Annotated in this window: 16 protein-coding genes; 15 read left to right on the top strand and 1 reads right to left on the bottom strand. The window is 71.8% G+C overall.

The features are described from left to right. Nucleotides 1-9 precede the first annotated feature (9 nt). The 10 genes from ACFPZI_RS18240 to ACFPZI_RS18285 all read left to right on the top strand — a co-directional run bounded on the left by ACFPZI_RS18240 (nt 10) and on the right by ACFPZI_RS18285 (nt 10,293). Entirely contained in the window at nt 10-1,419 is a 1,410-nt protein-coding gene (locus tag ACFPZI_RS18240; RefSeq protein ID WP_381364234.1) for an MFS transporter, read from the top strand. A gap of 354 nt (nt 1,420-1,773) precedes the next feature. Then, complete coding sequence (locus tag ACFPZI_RS18245; protein ID WP_381364236.1) at nt 1,774-2,208, top strand: nuclear transport factor 2 family protein; 435 nt, start codon at nt 1,774-1,776, stop codon at nt 2,206-2,208. A 62-nt stretch (nt 2,209-2,270) separates the two neighbouring features. Continuing rightward, a complete protein-coding gene (locus ACFPZI_RS18250) occupies nt 2,271-3,053 on the top strand; it encodes an SDR family NAD(P)-dependent oxidoreductase (protein WP_355896439.1) in 783 nt (260 codons plus the stop codon). 147 nt (nt 3,054-3,200) lie between these two features. After that, nucleotides 3,201-3,578: an EthD domain-containing protein gene (locus tag ACFPZI_RS18255; RefSeq protein WP_381364238.1), complete on the top strand. Its 378-nt coding sequence runs from the start codon at nt 3,201-3,203 to the stop codon at nt 3,576-3,578. 122 nt (nt 3,579-3,700) lie between these two features. Next, nucleotides 3,701-4,501, top strand: coding sequence for an SDR family NAD(P)-dependent oxidoreductase (locus ACFPZI_RS18260; protein WP_355896433.1), 801 nt, complete (start codon nt 3,701-3,703; stop codon nt 4,499-4,501). 48 nt (nt 4,502-4,549) lie between these two features. Further along, nucleotides 4,550-5,770 carry a cytochrome P450 gene (locus tag ACFPZI_RS18265; RefSeq protein WP_355896430.1) on the top strand — a complete coding sequence of 407 codons (1,221 nt, stop codon included), beginning with the start codon at nt 4,550-4,552 and terminating at the stop codon, nt 5,768-5,770. Between the two features lie 5 nt (nt 5,771-5,775). Further along, nucleotides 5,776-5,973 carry a ferredoxin gene (locus tag ACFPZI_RS18270; protein WP_355896427.1) on the top strand — a complete coding sequence of 66 codons (198 nt, stop codon included), beginning with the start codon at nt 5,776-5,778 and terminating at the stop codon, nt 5,971-5,973. 8 nt (nt 5,974-5,981) lie between these two features. Beyond that, entirely contained in the window at nt 5,982-7,226 is a 1,245-nt protein-coding gene (locus ACFPZI_RS18275) for an NAD(P)/FAD-dependent oxidoreductase (RefSeq protein ID WP_381364240.1), read from the top strand. A 329-nt stretch (nt 7,227-7,555) separates the two neighbouring features. Beyond that, nucleotides 7,556-9,424: an AMP-dependent synthetase/ligase gene (locus ACFPZI_RS18280; RefSeq protein ID WP_381364242.1), complete on the top strand. Its 1,869-nt coding sequence runs from the start codon at nt 7,556-7,558 to the stop codon at nt 9,422-9,424. 362 nt (nt 9,425-9,786) lie between these two features. Further along, entirely contained in the window at nt 9,787-10,293 is a 507-nt protein-coding gene (locus tag ACFPZI_RS18285; protein WP_381364243.1) for a nuclear transport factor 2 family protein, read from the top strand. A gap of 193 nt (nt 10,294-10,486) precedes the next feature. Here ACFPZI_RS18285 and ACFPZI_RS18290 read toward each other — a convergent pair whose 3' ends face one another. After that, a complete protein-coding gene (locus ACFPZI_RS18290) occupies nt 10,487-11,842 on the bottom strand; it encodes an MFS transporter (RefSeq protein ID WP_381364245.1) in 1,356 nt (451 codons plus the stop codon). A gap of 379 nt (nt 11,843-12,221) precedes the next feature. On the opposite strand from ACFPZI_RS18290, the gene ACFPZI_RS18295 reads away from it, so the two are divergent. The 5 genes from ACFPZI_RS18295 to ACFPZI_RS18315 are packed head-to-tail and all read left to right on the top strand — an operon-like array spanning nt 12,222 to nt 17,130. Further along, nucleotides 12,222-13,058, top strand: coding sequence for an ABC transporter ATP-binding protein (locus ACFPZI_RS18295; RefSeq protein ID WP_381364247.1), 837 nt, complete (start codon nt 12,222-12,224; stop codon nt 13,056-13,058). Then, nucleotides 13,055-13,957: a branched-chain amino acid ABC transporter permease gene (locus tag ACFPZI_RS18300; protein ID WP_381364249.1), complete on the top strand. Its 903-nt coding sequence runs from the start codon at nt 13,055-13,057 to the stop codon at nt 13,955-13,957. The genes ACFPZI_RS18295 and ACFPZI_RS18300 overlap by 4 nt, the downstream gene beginning before the upstream one ends. A 13-nt stretch (nt 13,958-13,970) precedes the next feature. Next, entirely contained in the window at nt 13,971-15,095 is a 1,125-nt protein-coding gene (locus ACFPZI_RS18305; RefSeq protein ID WP_381364251.1) for a branched-chain amino acid ABC transporter permease, read from the top strand. Beyond that, nucleotides 15,095-16,351, top strand: a complete 1,257-nt coding sequence (locus ACFPZI_RS18310; RefSeq protein ID WP_381364253.1) for an ABC transporter substrate-binding protein — start codon at nt 15,095-15,097, stop codon at nt 16,349-16,351. Before ACFPZI_RS18305 ends, ACFPZI_RS18310 begins: the two co-directional genes overlap by 1 nt. Before the next feature lie 2 nt (nt 16,352-16,353). Next, complete coding sequence (locus ACFPZI_RS18315) at nt 16,354-17,130, top strand: ABC transporter ATP-binding protein (protein WP_381364254.1); 777 nt, start codon at nt 16,354-16,356, stop codon at nt 17,128-17,130. Nucleotides 17,131-17,224 lie beyond the last annotated feature (94 nt).

Consider the following 17,224-nt stretch of genomic DNA (forward strand, 5'->3'; position numbering starts at 1 on the left):
CACCACCCCATGACGCCCACCACAGACTCGCGCGCCGTGCTGATGCTGGTCGTCCTGTCCCTCGCCGGGACCGCCGTGTCCCTCAACCAGTCGATCGCGCTGCCGCTGCTGCCCGACCTGCCGCGGTTGCTCGACACGGACGCGGCCGGAGCCTCCTGGCTCCTCACCGCCACCCTGCTGGCCGGTGCGCTGGCCACGCCGACCATCTCGCGACTGGCCGACATGTACGGCAAGAAGCGCATGGTCCTGGTCTCGCTGGTCGCCATGGTCGTGGGCTCCCTCATCGGGGCGCTGACCGACTCGCTCGCGCCCATGCTCGTCGCGCGGGCGTTGCAGGGCACCGGCATGGCACTCGTCCCGGTGGGCATCGCGCTCATGCGGGACATGCTGCCCCCGCACCACGTCCCCCTGGGGGTCGCGCTGATGAGCGCGACGCTGGCGGTGGGGGCCGGGGTCGGGATGCCCCTGTCCGGGCTGGTCGCGGCCCATCTGGACTGGCACGCGTTGTTCTGGATCACCGGCGGGCTGGGCGCGGTGGTGCTGCTGGCCATCGCCCTGGTGGTCGACGAGTCGCCGGTGCGCTCGCCCGGCCGGTTCGACCTGACGGGGGCCCTGCTGCTGTCCGTCGCGCTCAGCGCCCTGCTGCTCGCCCTGTCGAAGGGGGGCACCTGGGGGTGGACGTCGCGGCCGACGTTGGTCTCGGCGCTCTGCGCGGTGCTGGCCCTGGCCGTGTGGGTGCCCCAGCAGTTGCGCGCCCGCAGGCCGGTGGTCGACCTGCGGGTCGCGGTGCGTCCCGAGGTGCTGCTGGTGAACCTCTCCGCGCTGCTCATGGGGTTCGCGATGTACACCGACCTGCTGGTGACCTCGCAGCTCCTCCAGGCGCCCGCGCACGACGGGATCGGCCTCGGCATGGACCTGCGGGAGGCGGGGCTGTGGCTGGCCCCCAACGCCGTCACCTTCGGCCTCATGGCCCCGGTGACGGCCGGGATCGTGCGGCGGTGCGGACCGCGGGTGACGCTGCTGGCCAGTGCCGCCCTAATGGGCACGACCTATCTGCTCAGGTCCGCCTTCAGCAGCGGCCTGACCCAGGTGGTGGCCGGCTCGGTGGCCGTGGCGGTCGGCGCCTCGTTCGCCTACGCGGCCATGCCCACCCTCATCATGCGGGCCGTGCCGGAGAGCGAGACGGCGTCCGGCAACGGGCTCAACACGCTGCTGCGCGCGGTCGGCACGGCGCTGGCCAGCTCGGTGGTGGCGGCCGTGACGACCGGCTATGCGCTGGACGTGGGCGCGGCGAGCTACACCGACCCCGACGCGCTCATGGCCGTCTTCCAGGTCTCCGCGCTGATGTGCCTGGGGACGGTGCTACTGACCGTCCCGATGTTCTTCCTGCGCGGCGCGTCCCGCCCGGACGCGATCTGAGCGGTCGTACGTCGGCCCCGACCCACCGCCCGACCTCACGGGGTGGCGGGTCGGGGCCGCCGCCGTACCGCCGTCCCCCCCCGGGACCGGGCGTACGTCCCTCGACGCCGCCGCTCCGCCCCTCCAGGCCGCCGTCCCGTCCGCGCGTGTGCCGCCGCCCCGTCCCGCGCGCATGCCGCCGCGCATGCCGGCGGGCGGCCCGGCCGCTTCCGCCCGCTCCGCATTTCGCCTGTGCCGGACGATTGACCTGCCCCAGCTAATCTGAGACGCTAAGTCGCATAATCCCTCCGGACGGCGGCCGGCGCGACGCACGAGCGCCGCTCGGCCAGTTCACCTCGAGAACCGGGAGACATCATGGCCCTGAACGAGAACATTCAGAACCTGTCTGCAACCGACAATGTGCGAATCGTTGCGGAATTCTCCGACCTGTACTTCTTCAAGGGGAACAAGGAGGCGGCTTTCGAGCTGCTCGCCGACAACTTCGTGGCCGTGGAGGCCGAGGGCCTGCCCTACGGCGGCGACTGGCACGGCGCGGACGGCTTCGACCGGATGATCGGGCAGATCACCGACCTGTTCGAGTCCACGGTGAACACCTTCCACGTGAAGTACCGCGACGCCGGTGACGTCGTCCTGGCGGACGCCGACCTCAACATGCGCAACCGCCGTACCGGCAAGGTGCTGCCGATGCGGGTCATCGAACTCTGGTACGTCGTCGACGGGAAGATCAAAAAGGTCGAGGTCTTCTACCAGGACACCGCGGCCGTGACGGAGCACGCCAAGGGCGAGTGACGACACTTCGCCGCACTGCCGTACACCCGTACCGGACCTGACCCGACCGACGGAAGGCCAGCATGAGCAGCACCTCCTCCCCCCTGCTCCCCGAGGGCAAGGTCGTCTTCGTCACCGGGGGCTCGGGCAACCTCGGATCGCAGTTCGCCACCTCGATGTCGGCCGCCGGTGCGCGGGTCGTCATCGGCGGGCGCAACGTCGAGCGGCTGCGGGCCACGGCCGAGCGCATCCAGGGGGCCACCGGCAACGAAGTCAGGTACGCCGCGGGCGACCTGACCGACGCGGCCGGCACCGCCGCCCTCGTCGAGGACGTCTGGTCCGCCTTCGGGCGTGTGGACACCGTCGTCAACTCGGCCGTGCCCAGCGGCAGCCCGCAGCAGGGCGACCTCCTGAGCACGCCCGACGAGGCGTGGCTGAACTTCTTCGACCCGGTGATCCTCGGCGTGGTGCGCACGGGCCGTCACCTGGTGCCGAAGATGGCCGCGGCCGGCGGCGGATCCTTCGTCAACATCGTGTCCCCGACGGGGATCGTGCCCTCGCCCGGGGTCGACGCCTACGGCGTGGCCAAGGGCGCCCTGATCATGCTCACCAAGTACATGGCCAGGGAGTGGGGCACCTGGAACATCCGCGCCAACGGGATCGCCCCCGGGCTGATCATCGACGACCAGTACGTCACGCCCGAGTCGATCCCCCGCAACGCGGCGCTCTCCAGCGCGCTCGAGCGCACCTCCCTGGGGCGTTGGGGTCGCCCGGAGGACCTGGTGGGCGTGGCCACCTTCCTCGCCTCGGACGCGGCCGCGTTCGTCAGCGGCCAGATCATCTCGGTCGACGGCGGACGTTTCTGACCCGCGCGGACGGTCCCGGCCGGGCGCACCCGCGCCGGCCGACCCCCGCACCACCCCGCACCACCCGTCCCGAACCACCCACGCACACGCACGCACACGAGCCCGTCGTCCGGTCCCGGGGGCCGGACGACGTCTCGGGAGGACCCCTTGATCAAGCTGATCGCCGTTCTCTCCCGCAAGCCCGGCCTCTCGGCCGAGGAGTTCCGCACCCACTACGAGCAGGTGCACGTCCCGCTGATCCTCTCCCTGGTGGGGGAGCACCTCGCGGACTACCGCCGCAACTACGTCGACCACGCGACGGTCTCCGGCGGGGTCAACGCCGGTCCCGGGCAGGACCCGTTGGACTTCGACGTCATCACCGACATGCGGTACGCGGACCGGGCCGCTTTCGACCGCGCCATGGAGGTGTTCCGCGACCCCGCCCAGGCGGCACGGGTCCGGGAGGACGAACTCACCTTCGTGGACCGGGACATGAAGCGCGTCTTCCTCGTGGACGAGGTGACCGGGGGCACGGCCGTCGGGTGAGTCCCGGCCCGCCCTCCGCCCCACCACCCCTCCTCCCCATCCCGTCGTCCGGCGCACCACTGCGCGCCGGACGACCCCTCACCCATCTTTGAACTCCCCCTCCACACAGAAGGACGCGGCACATGACCGAGCAGGCCCTAGCGGGCAAAGTAGCGATCGTCACCGGCGGGGCCCAGGGCATGGGTGAGACGACCGCCAAACTCTTCGCCCGCGCGGGCGCGGAGGTGGCGGTGGTCGACCTCAACGAGGAGGCCGGTCGGCGCGTCGTCGCGGAGATCGAGGAGGCGGGCGGTCGGGCCACCTTCCTCTCCTGCGACATCTCCCGCGCGGAGCAGGTGGAGGCCATGGTCGCCGCCACCGTCGCCACGTACGGGCGGCTCGACTGCGCGGTCAACAACGCCGCCGTCGCCAACGACAACGAGCCGGTGGCCGAGTTCGACGAGGCGACGTACGACCGCATCATGGCGGTCGACCTCAAGGGCACGTTCCACTGCAACAAGTACCAGATCAAGCAGCTGTTGGCGCAGGGCGGCGGGGGCTCCATCGTCAACGTGGCCTCCATCGTGGGCTTCCGCCCGAACCGGAACTCGCCCGTCTACAACGCGGCCAAGGCCGGGGTGTGGTCGCTGACCCAGAGCGCGGCGCTGGACTACGGCAAGTACGGCATCCGGGTCAACTGCGTGGCCCCGGGGGCGATCGACACCCCGATGCTCCAGGAGGGCCTGCGCGCCCGTCGGCGCGACGTCGACGCCTACCGGCGCATCATGAGCAACCTCCACCGCATCGGTGAGCCGGACGAGGTGGCCAACGCGCACCTGTGGCTCTGCTCGGACGCCTCCTCCTACATCACCGGCTCCGTGCTGCACCTGGACGGCGGGTACGTCCAGACGCCCCCGTACGAGTTCCCGCTCCTCGACGACTGAGACGCGGCACTCCCCGACCAGCAGGTTCGACACGACGAGGTGGACACGATGAGCAGTGAAAAGAGCGGTGCGCCGGCCTACCCCATGGCCCGGGGATGCCCCTTCTCCCCTCCGGCCGAGATCGGTCGGCTCCGGGAGGAGGAGCCCGTCGCGCAGGTGCGCACCTGGGACGGCAGCCTGCCCTGGCTGGTGACCCGGTACGACGACGTGCGGGCGATCCTGTCCGACCCGCGGTTCAGCTCGGACCCGGGTCGGGACGGCTACCCGGTCACCTCCGCGGGGATGAAGCAGCAGCACAAGGCGAACCCGACGTTCATCGCCATGGACGACCCGGAGCACGCCCGGCACCGCCGGATGATCACCGGTGAGTTCTCCGTGCGTCGCACCGAGGCGCTGCGCCCCACCGTCGAGCGGATCTCCGAGGAACTGCTGGACGCGATGGAGGCCTCGGGCGGCACCGCCGACCTGGTCGCGGACTACGCCCTGCCGCTGACCTCGACGGTCATCTGCGAACTGCTGGGCATCCCGCAGGAGGCGCACACATTCTTCCAGGAGCACAGCAACGCCCTGCTCGACGTCAAGGGCGACCCGGCCCGGGCCGGGCGCGCGGTCGAGGAGCTCACCTCCTACCTCACCGAACTCGTGTCGCGGAAGCTGGCCGAGCCGACCGACGACCTGCTCGGCCGGATCGTGGAACGCCGGGTCAGGACGGGCGAGATGACCGAACGGGAGGTCGCCTCCCTCGGCATCCTCCTGCTGGTCGCCGGTCACGAGACCACCGCGAACCAGATCGCCCTCGGCGTGCTGTTCCTGCTGCAGAACCCGCAGTACGCAGCGATCATGCGCGACGGTGACGACAAGGAGGTGGCCGCGGCGTGCGAGGAGCTGCTGCGGCTGCTCACCGTGACGCACATCGGACGCCGCCGGGTGGCCGTCGAGGACGTCGAGGTCAACGGTGCGCTGATCCGGGCCGGCGAGGGCGTCATCGCCTCCGGCGACGCGGCCAACCGCGACCCGCGGCAGTTCACCGACCCCGACCTGCTGGACATCCATCGGGAGCAGAACCACCACGTGGCCTTCGGCTACGGCATCCACCAGTGCCTGGGCCAGCCCATCGCCCGCATCGAGCTCCAGACCGCCTACCCGGCGATCCTGCGTCGCTTCGCGGACCTGCGGCTCGCGGTGCCCCTCGACGAGATCGACTACCGCGGCGACATGGTCGTCTACGGCGTCCACTCCCTGCCCGTGGCGTGGGGAGAAGAAAGGTGAGCGACATGAACATCGAGATCGACTACCCCAAGTGCATCGGCGCGGGTCAGTGCGTGCTCGAGGCACCGGACGTCTTCGACCAGGACGACGACGGCATCGTCGTCCTGCTGGACGAGGACCCCGCACCGCACGCGGCCGCGGTGCGCTCCGCGGCGCACGCCTGCCCGGCCCGCGCGATCGTCGTCGACCGCGAGGAGCCGTAGCCCCCGCCATGACCTCAACCAACGAGCCGAACACACACGGCACCGCGGTCGTCGTCGGCACCGGAGTCGGTGGCGTGCGCACGGCGCTCGGCCTGCGCGAGCAGGGCTTCGGGGGCCGGATCGTCCTGCTGGGCGCCGAGTCGCAGCTGCCCTACGACCGGCCTCCGCTGTCCAAGCAGTTCCTCTCCGGCGAGTGGGACGCCGAGCGGCTCTCGCTGCTCACCGAGAGCGAGGCGCGCGAGGCGGGCGTCGAACTGCGGACGGGGACCGCGGCCCGGGGCCTGGACGTGCACGGCAGACGTGTGCTGCTGGACGACGGACAGAGCCTCGCCTACGACCACTGCGTCATCGCCACCGGCTGCCGGGCCCGACCCTCCCCCTGGCAGGTCGAGTCGGGCCTGCACCTGATCCGCGAACTGTCCGACTCGCTCGCCCTGCGCGCGGACCTCTCAGCGGGCGGACCGGTGGTGATCGTGGGCGGCGGGTTCATCGGCATGGAGGCCGCCGCGACCGCCGTCCTGCTCGGCCTGCCGGTGACCGTGGTCGACCCGGATCCGATGCCACTGGCCCGCTCGGTCGGGCCGGAGATCGCCGGCCTGCTGACCGACATCCACACACGGCACGGGGTCGTCACCCGCTTCGGGGTCGGCGTCGAGGACGTACGGGGACGGCGCGGGGACCTCCAGGTGCGCCTGGCGGACGGCACCGTCCTGGAGGCGGCCACCGTCGTGGTCGGCATCGGTGTGCTGCCGAACGTCGAGTGGCTCGCGGGCTCCGGTCTGCACGTCGCCGACGGGGTGGCCTGCGACGAGTACGGGCGTGCGGTGGGCGCCGAGGGCGTCCACGCCGTCGGCGACGTCGCCCGCTGGCGCGGTCCCGAGGACCCCGACGCCCGCCGGACCGAGCACTGGACCAACGCCGTCGACCAGTCCGCCGTCGTCGCCCACAACATCGTCCATCCGGACCGGCCGGGCCGTCAGGACGCCCTGCCGTACGTGTGGAGCGACCAGTACGACCACAAGGTGCAGGTCGTCGGGCGGCCCGCCGGGGCCGCGGACTGCAAGGTCCTGGACGGACCCGACGGCCCTCGCCGTCGGGTGGCCGCCCTGTACTCCGACGACGCGGGCGCGCTGGTGGGGGTGACCGCGGTCAACTGGCCCCGGGTCACCGTCCTGGCCCGCAAGCTGCTGGCGCGCGGTGCGGACATCGGCGCGGCCGTCGACGAGGTGCACGCGCTCGCCCCGCCGCGCTGAGCGGCCGTCCCGCCCACGCGGGACCCCGCGCGCACACACGACACCGCGCGCACGCCGCGGCGCACCGGACCGGCTGGCGCGCCGCACCCTCACGGACCGTTCTTCGGGCCGCATCCGCCTGACGGCGGGTGCGGCCCGAAGGCGTTCCTGGCCCAGAACGAGGGTCCGGTGGATACTTCCCGACACGGCGGACATCGCGGGACCGGCACCCCCGAAGGGCCTCCGCGCGCCTCGCACACCTCTCCTTCTCCCCGTCGTGCGACAGCCGTTCCATTATTGAGACTTGCCGTCTATTATCAAACGGCAGCGTCCCGTGGCGAGAATCCCCGATGAACGAGAGGCACGTCGTGAACGAGTCCTTGCAGGCCCTGGGATACCCGGAGCAGCGGCCCTTCCGCCGCACCCTCGACATGACCACGCTCCCCGAGGCCTTCCATCTGACGGTGGAGGCCTACCCGCACGCGGTGGCGCTGCGCACCGAGGACGACTCGTTGCGCCTGAGCTGGTCGGAGGCGGCGGACCTGGTGGAGGTCTTGGCCGGAGCCCTCGCCGCCCTGGGCACGGGGCGCGGCGACACGCTCGCCCTGCTCCTGACCAACCGCCCCGAACACCAGCTCCTGGACCTGGCCGCGCTCCACCTCGGGGCGGCCACGACCTCGGTCTACTCGACGCTCCCCCCGGTCGACCTCGCCTACAACATCGGCGACTCGGGCTCCCGTGTCGTCGTCACCGAGCCCTCGCTGGAGGCGGGGCTGCGGGAGGCGATCACGCACCACGGCCTGTCGGTCGACCACGTGATCGTCCTCGACCACGCGCAGGTGGAGGCCCTGGAGGGCGTGCGGACGCACACCTACGGCGAACTCCTGCTCCGGCCCGCGCCCGAGGGCTTCGACTTCGCCCGCACCTGGCGGGCGGTCTCGCCCGACGACGTCGCCACCGTCATCTACACCTCGGGCACCACCGACCTGCCCAAGGGCGTCGAGCTCCAGCACTCCGCGATCCTGCACACCGTGGACACGTACCACGAGGCGGCCCCCCTGGCGGCCGGTCGGCGCCTGCTGTCGGGTATGCCGATGGCCCACGTCGGCGAGCGGATCATCTCCTACTACCTGGCGGTCACCCAGGGGCACTGCGTGACCTTCTGTCCGGACCTCAGACAGCTCAACAACATGTACCTCCGCGTCAGACCCGCGATGATCTTCCTGGTGCCGCGCTCCCTGGAACGCTTCCGCAGCCTGATCGAGGCCTACATCGACGCGCAGCCGGACGAGGAGCGCCGCGCACGTCTGCGGCGGGCCGGTGCGCTCGGCGAGCAGCTGACCGACGCCGAACAGGCGGGCAGCGCCGTACCGGCCGAACTGCGCCGCGAGTGGGAGGAGCTCGCCCCCGAGCGCACGGACCTGCTGGCGGTCGTCGGCCTGGACGCCGTGGAGTACGCGGTGGTCGGCGGCGCCTACGTGGACGTGGACCTGCTGCGGTACTTCCTCGGCCTGGGCCTGCCGGTCCGCGAGGGCTACGGCTCGACGGAGTGCTGCGCCCTGGCCACCCCCGGCAGGCTCTCCGACGAGTACCGCATCGGCTACGCCGGTCCCGTCGCCACGGGCATGGAGCTGAGGATCGCCGAGGACGGCGAGATCCTCCTGCGCGGGCCGCGGCTGATGCGCGGTTACCGCAACAAGCCCGAGGCGACCCGGGACGCGATCGACGCCGACGGCTGGCTGCACACCGGCGACATCGGCGTGCTCAACGAACTCGGCCAGCTCAAGATGGTGGACCGCAAGAAGGACCTCATCATCAACACCAACGGCAAGAACATCTCGCCCGTCCGCATCGAGAGCCGCATCGTCCTGGCCGGCTCGCTCGTCGGCACGGCGGTCGCCACCGGCGACTCCCGGGCGTACGTGTCCGCACTGCTGGTGGCGTCCCCGGAGGGCGTGGCCGGGTACCGCCGCGCACACCCGGAGACGGCCGGGCTCGACGACGAGGCGCTGGGCGGCGACGAGGGTTTCCGCGCGGCCGTGCAGCGGCAGGTGGACGCCGCCAACAAGGCCCTCGCCGCCGTCGAGCAGATCAAGACCTGGACGCTGATCATGACGCCGTGGGAGGTGGGCGGTCACGAGATCACCGCGTCCAACAAGCTCAAGCGCCGCGCGGTGCTGACCAGGTACGCGTCGACGATCGACGCCATGTACCAGTGAGCCCGGACCCGGTCGGACCGGATTCGGCCGACGCCCGTACCGGCGTACCGGCGTCCCGGCCACCGTCCGACCACCGGTCCCGCGCATGCGCACCGCCGTCACGGCCTCGTCCGAGGACCGCCGCCACGCCGCTCCGCCCAGGAGCGGCCCCGCGGTCCTCCCCACGAACCGCCGCCGACGCCCTCGGGNCGCCTCGGCATGAGCGGACCTCCCGGTCCGCCGTCGGCCCGCGTCCGCCGACCGTCCGACGGACACGGGCCACGCGCGCCCTCCCTCCGGGGAGGGCGATCGACAGACATCGGCGGGGGACGGACCACGGCCCTCGCGGCACACCGCAGGAACGCGACCACGAGGGAAGACCCATGACCGGCACACCCGACACCCGCCCCCACTCCCCCGCCGACGCCCCGCCCCTCACCGCGTCCGCGGCCCCCGGGCGTCCCGCCCCCTCCGCCGAGGAAGGGCCGTCGTCCGCGCTCTCGCCTAACGTCGCCACCCTCTCCGAGTTCCTACGCCTGCTCGCCGCGCGGGAGACCATGCGGCAGGCGCTGTCGATGGTGGCCGACGACTTCGTCGCCCTGGAGCCGGCGTCCCTGCCCTACGGGGGCGCCTACCACGGCCCCACCGGGCTCCTGGACATGCTGCGTGCGGTCAACTCCGTGGTGCGACTGGACATCGAGGACATCCGCCTGAGCGACGCCGGCGATCTCGTCATGGCCCGGGTCGAGGTCACCCTCGTGGTGCGCGACACCGGCGAGCGCCTCCGTACGCGCATCGTCGAGCTGTACACGGTCGCGGAGGGCTCGATCAGGAAGCTGGACGTCTTCTACCACGACACGGCCGCGGTCCATCGACTGCTCGGCACCTGACCGCCGTCGGGCGGCACATGTCGCCCGGCCCCGGCCCCGGCGTCCGGCGTCCGGCGTCCGGCCCGAGAACGCCGAAGAATCGGCCCGTCCCCTCCGTAGGGGGCGGGCCGATTCCTCGTGGCCGTCCGACCGGACGATCCGTCCCTCATCGGCAAGGCTGGTGTCGGTGCCGCCCGTGCGGCGGCACCGGCGGCTATTCGGCGTAGCGGGCGATGTCCAACCGGTTGGTCTCCGGCACCGCGAAGATCGCCACGGCCCCGCTCACCACATAGATGACGGCCAGGAACGTGGTGATGTAGACCGGGTTCCCGCCGCCCCACGCCATCAGCGCGCTCGCGATCAGCGGGCCCATACCGGCGACGGACGCGGTGAACTGGTAACCGAGCGAGACGCCGGTGTAACGGGCGTTGGAGGGGAACAGCTCGGAGATCATGACGCCGTGCGCGCCGACGGCGAGGCCCAGGCAGCCGTACCCGAGGATGAAGGCGACCAGCAGCATCGACGAGGAGCCCGAGTCCACCAGCGGGAAGAGCACGAAGGACGTGGCGAGCATCAGGGCCATGCCGGTGACGTAGACCGGTCTGCGCCCGAAGCGGTCGGAAGCCGCTGCTCCTATCAGCGTGGTCACGGGGTTGACCAGGGAGGCGATGAGCAGCGCGGACAGTGCCGTGCTGCTGCTGTAGCCCGAGCCGATCGCGTACGACAGGGTGTAGACGAGCACGATGGTGCCGGTCAGCGAGATGCTCAGGGTCAGCATCACGACCAGGATCAGCGGACGGCGGTCACGCGTGAGCACCTGCATCAGCGGGATGCGGCCCTCGCGGACCACGGGCTGGGCCTTCTCGAACACCGGCGTCTCGTCTGTCCCGGAGCGGATCCAGACCGCGATCCCCACGAGGACGAGGCTGAACAGGAACGGCAGCCGCCAACCCCACCCCAGGAACTGCTCCTGGGGCAAGTCGGAAACCAGCCGGAAGACCAGCGTCGCCATGATCACGCCGCCGGCGGGTCCCAGCTGGGACGCGGCGCTCCACAGACCTCTGCGGTTCGGGGGTGCGTGCTCGACCGTCATCAGCAGCGCGCCGCCCCACTCGCCGCCGACCGACACGCCCTGGACCAGCCGGACGATGATCAGCAGGATGGGCGCCCACACGCCGATGCTGGCGTAGGTGGGGAGCAGGCCGATGACCGTGGTGGCGAGCCCCATCACCAGGAGGGTCACGACCAGGACGCGCTTGCGTCCGATCCGGTCGCCCAGGTGGCCGGCGATCACACCGCCCAGGGGGCGGGCGACGTAGCCCACGGCGAAGGTGGCGAAGGCGCCCATCAGGGCGACCGAGGAGTCCCCTTCCGGGAAGAACAGCGCGGCGAACACGATGGCCGACGCCATGCCGTAGAGGTTGAAGTCGTACCACTCGATCAGGCCGCCGAGGAAGCTCGAGACGAGCACCCGCCGCTTGCGGGCGGCCTTCCCTCGCTCGGTCGGTGCCGCTTGCGTCCCGGGGGAGGAACTGTCGTCCCTCGTCCCGTCGACCATGTCCTGAGCCATGGATCATCTCCCTGTGCCGATGGATGGGCGCGAGTTTTGAACTCGCAAGTCGCAATAAGAGCGATGGCGGCACACCCTAACAGCGGACGGCCGGATTGCCCCCTGTCACGCGGCGGACTTTTCCGCTAGGCGCCCGCCGCCGCCCCGAACCCGGAGTCCGCGCCGCAGCCGGACCCGCCGCCACCCTCCCCGTCGGGCACGGCGGGCCGTCGGGCCGGTGCGCCAGTTTCAAAGTCACCCATCTCAAAACTCTTGCACGTCCGCGACCCGTCGTACATATTGTGAGACCACATGTTTCATAACGGTGGGATCCGGACCGCCGGACGTCGACCCGGCGCCCGCGGGACCGGTGCCCCACCCGTGCGACGAGGAGATACATGTGGCTCCCTCCCCACCGGCGGCGACGGCGCCCGAGAGCGCGCCCGACGCCCTCGACCGACCCGAGACCGTGCTCGAGGTGCGCGGCCTGGGTCAGCGGTACGGCGCGCACCAGGTGCTCGACGACATCGACTTCACCCTGCGCCGCGGCGAACTCCTCGCCACCGTCGGCCCGAACGGCGCCGGCAAGACGACACTGTTCAACTGCGTCACGGGGGTGTCCCGGCCGCGGACCGGCTCGGTGAGCGTCGTGGGCAGGGACGTCACCGGACTGCGCCCCTCGGCCATCGTCCGGGCGGGCGTCGCGCGCACGTTCCAGCACCTGGCACTGTTCGAGACGCTGACGGTCCGCGACAACCTCCTGCTGGGACGTCGGCACGCCATGCGCACCGGGTCCCTGGCCACCACGCTGAGACCGCTGCGCGCCCGCCGCGAGGAGGCCGCCAACCGTGCGGTCGTCGCCGCACTGATCGAGCGGTACGGGCTCCGCGAGGTCGCCGACCGGACGGTGGAGACCCTCCCCCACGGGGTGGGCAAGGTCGTGGAACTCGCGCGGGCGGTCGCCATGGAGCCCGCCGTGCTGTTGCTCGACGAACCGGTGGCCGGGCTCAACCCCGAGGAGTCAGCCGAGTTCGCCGGACACCTCCGAGCGCTCCGCGAGGAGCGCCCCGAGTTGGCGATCCTGCTCATCGAGCACGACATGCCGCTGGTGCTGACGCTCGCGGACCGCTTGCTCGTCCTCAACTTCGGCCGTGAGGTCGCGACGGGGTCCCCGGAACAGATCCGACAGGACCCCCGTGTCATCGATGCCTATCTCGGCCGAAGGAGTGCGGAATGACCCAGGCGGAGATCTTCCAGGCGCTGGTCTCCGGCCTTGCGCTGGGAGCCGGATACGCACTGTTGGCGGTCGGCGTCGTGGTGGTCTACTCCGCGACCGGGATCCTCAACTTCGCCCAGGGCGCGTTCGTCCTGATCGGCGCGTTCACCACCTACCAGGTCGGTGTGGTGTGGGGGCTGCCCTTCCTGGTGGCGGCCCTGGTCTCGCTGCTCGTCGGCGCCCTGCTGTCGATGCTGACCGGCATGACGCTGCTGCGGCGCTTCAGCAAGAAGGCGCACTTCCCGGCTGTGATGGCGACGGTGGGCCTGCTGTTCGTGGTCCAGGCGCTGGTCGCGGGCCTGTGGGGCGACGAGGCCCGCGATCTGGGCGACCCCTGGGGACTGCGGGTCGTCGAGGTCGGCGGGAGCGTGCTCGCGCTGTCGGACGTGTGGACGGCCGCGACCGGTGCCGTGCTGCTCCTCGCGGTCTTCGCCCTCATCCGCTTCAGCCCGATCGGGCTGGCGATGCGCGCCGCCGTCAGCGACGAGGAGGCCGCGGTGGCCCAGGGCATCAGCACCCGGACGGTCACCGTCTTCGCCTGGAGCCTGGGGGGCGCGCTCGGGGCCGTCGCGGGCATCCTGCTCGCCGCCGGCGCGTCCGGCGTCAACAGTACCCTGGGCATCGCGGCGTTCGCCGCGCTGCCGGCCATGGTGCTGGGCGGCATCGACTCCCCCCTGGGCGCACTGCTGGGCGGGCTCTTCCTGGGCGTGGCGCAGCAGTTCGCGATCCTGCTCCAGTCCTCGGTGCTGGAGCCGCTCGGCGCGGGATTCCCCGGCGTCCTCCCCTACCTGATCCTCGTCGTGATGCTCGTCGTGCGACCCCAGGGCTTCTTCGGAACCCGGGCCGTGCGACGTTTCTGAGAGAGCGGGCGTGATGCAAGAAAACCTCCTCACCGAGTCGGCCCCGCCGCGGGGACGGCGCCCACGCGAAGTGCCCCGCTCGGCCCGGCGACTGCTCCTCGCGGGCCTGGCCTGCGTCTATCTGGTGACCCCGTTCCTGGTCCAGGACCACATCCTGTTCCTGCTCTCCTACTGCGCGGTGCTCGCGCTCGCCGGTGCGGGCGTGGTCCTGCTGGTGGGGCGGGCGGGCACGGTCTGGATCGCGCAGCCGTTCTTCATGGGCCTGGGCGCCTATCTCGCCGTCGCCCTCGCCGACCGCTTCGACCCCGGCTTCGTGGTCCTCGCCCTCGCGGCGGGGGCGGCGGCCGCGGTGGCCGGTGCGGTGACCGGCTGGCTGGCGGTCCGGCTCGGCGGGCTGGAGCTGGCGATCGTCTCCTTCGGCGTCGTCCTCATCGGCGACTACCTCGCACGTCAGCTCACCTCGCTGACGGGCGGCTCCGCGGGCCGGGCGAGCTCCTCGGTCGAGGTGTCCGTCGGGCCGGTGAACTTCGAGGAGCTGGGCTCCTTCTCCCCCGAACAGGGCCTCTTCTGGGCCACCTGGGCGGTGACCGCCGCCTGCCTGGCGCTCGCCGCCTTCCTGCTGCGTCGCGCGCCCGGCCGGACCTGGGTGGCGTTGCGCGACAACGAGCGGGCCGCGGAGGCGATCGGGATCGACGTGCGACGGGAGAAGATCGGCGTCTTCGCGCTCGCCGGCGCCTTCGGCGGACTGGGCGGGGCGATGCTGGCCGGCCTGCGGGAGTACATCGCCCCGGAGGACTTCGGCTTCACCATGGTCACGCTGCTCATGGCGGTGGTCATCGTCGGAGGCGTGACCCGGCTCGCGGGCGCGGTCGTCGGCGCCCTGGTCCTGCCCGGCCTGGAGTTCCTCGTCGCCGAGTTCGCGGACAGTCCCGCGCTCGGCTGGTTGATCAAGAGCACCGCGGAGGACAGCGGGTTCTTCACCGCGGGCTCGTTCAACCTCCTGATCTTCGGCGCGCTGATCCTGGTGGTGCTCCTCGTGGAACCGCAGGGCCTGTTGGGCGGCGCGGCCCGACTGCTCGACCGATGGAAAGAGACCCCGGCCGACCGCACGGTCCCCGACGAAGGAGAAGTCAAGTGATGCCCTCCCGCACCAGAACCGCTCTCGCGGCGCTCGCCGTGGGCGCGCTGATCGCCACCGCCGGCTGCGGTCGCGGCGAGTCGAAGGGCCCGGACGACGCGGCCGCCACGGCGCCCGGTTTCGACGGCCGCACGCTCACCCTGGGCGTGCTCAACGTGACGTCCGGCCCGGCCGCCTCGTCCTTCGCCCCCATCGGGGCCGGCGCGAAGGCCTACGTGGACGCCCTCAACGCGCGCGGCGGCATCGCCGGGAAGTACCCCGTCGAACTGATCACCCGTGACACCGCCTACGACCCCTCCAAGACCGCGCAGGCCTACGAGGCCACCAAGCGCGAGGTCGCGGCCTACGCCCTGGTGACGGGCACGCTGTCCACCGACGCGGTGCTGCCCCAGGCCCGCAAGGACGACGTCCTGGTGTTCAGCGCGTCGGCGGACGGCAAGTTCTTCCACCAGAGCCACGTCCTGTCCATCGCGATGCCCGCGCAGAGCCAGTTCCTCAACGGCGCCGAGTACCTCACCCGGGGCGAGAACAAGAAGCGCAAGCTCTGCTCCCTGGCCACCGAGGGGCCCCGGTTCGAGACGGCCACCGCGGTCGTGGAGTACGCCGAGAAGAAGATGGGCATGCGGACCGGCCCCTCCCTGGCGGTTCAGTCCGGCGTGAAGCCGACCACGCAGATCCAGCAGCTCAAGAAGGCCGACTGCGACATGGTGATGATGAGCACCGCGCAGATCCCCGAGGCCCCGGACGTGCTGACCGCGGCCATCGAGCAGGGCTTCGAGCCGACCTGGATCGCCAACGCCGGTTCCTGGGGACCGTTCCTCAACGACGGACCGCTGTACGACTACACCACCGAACACCTGGTGATCGTCACCGAGGGCCTGCCCTGGGGCGCCGACGACGAGGGGATGAGCCGCCTGCTCGCGGACCAGAAGAAGTACGCCCCCAAGGCCCGGCCCTCGGTCGGCTTCCTCTGGGGCTACAACCAACTGGCGGCGGTCGACGCGGTGTTGACGGGGGCGGCCGAGCAGGGCGACCTGTCCCGGGCGGGCATCATGCGGGCCCAGGCCTCGCTGTCCTCCCTGGACCTGACCACCTACTACCCCCGCCCGTGGGGCGCGGCGGCCGACCGGGGTCAGCACACGCAGTACTGCGTGCTGGTCCCGTCGAAGTCCGGCAAGGACGGCACCGAGGAGACCGCGTGCCACCAGAAGGTCACCCAGGACGTCCTGGACTACCCCTACCCGGCAGGAGACTGACGGTGGCCGCGGGTGCGAAGCCCCAGGGGCCGGCGGAGCTGCGCATCGAGGACCTGACGGTCGCCTACGGTCGGCGCAGTCCCGCCGTGCGGGGGCTGTCGGCCGTGGTGCCCGCGGGTTCCACGCTCGCCCTGCTGGGCGCCAACGGGGCCGGCAAGACGACGGTGATGCGGGCGATCACCGGCCTGTTGGGCAGTCACGGAGGACGGGTGGTGTCCGGCTCCGTCTTCCTCGACGGGGTGGACGTCACCCGGGCCGCGCCCGCCCAGCGGGTGCGCATGGGCATGGCCCAGACGATGGAGGGGCGCCGGGTCTTCGCGGAGCTGAGCGTGGAGGACAACCTCCGCGCCGGGGCGTGGACCCGCCGTGGCAAAGCAGCCGTCGCCGACGAACTGGCCGCGGTCTTCGCCCGGTTCCCCGAGATCGCCGACCGCCGTGGGGACAAGGCCGGTTACCTCTCGGGCGGCCAGCAGCAGATGTTGGCGATCGGCCGCGCGCTGATGGCCCGGCCGCGGCTGCTGCTGATGGACGAGCCCTCGCTCGGGCTCGCCCCCAAGCTCGTGGACCGGGTGGCGGAGATCGTCGAGGAGATCTCCGCCGAGGGCACGACCGTGGTGCTCATCGAGCAGAACGTCGCGATGGGCCTGGCCGTGTCCGACCACGCCATCGCCCTGGAGACCGGGAGTGTCGCGCTGGAGGGCGACACGGCCATGCTCGCGCGGGACGACCGGATCCGGGCGGCGTACTTCGGCGGCCGCCTCGACGTGGCCGACGTCTGACCGCACGCGGTCCGGCGACCGGTCGCACGCCGGGACGCACCCGCGCGGGCCGCTCGGCGGACCGGTGCGCGGGCCGTCGAGCGGGACGCTCCGC

The sequence above is a fragment of the Streptomyces chlorus genome, from assembly GCF_042655885.1.
Taxonomy (GTDB): Bacteria; Actinomycetota; Actinomycetes; order Streptomycetales; family Streptomycetaceae; genus Streptomyces; species Streptomyces chlorus.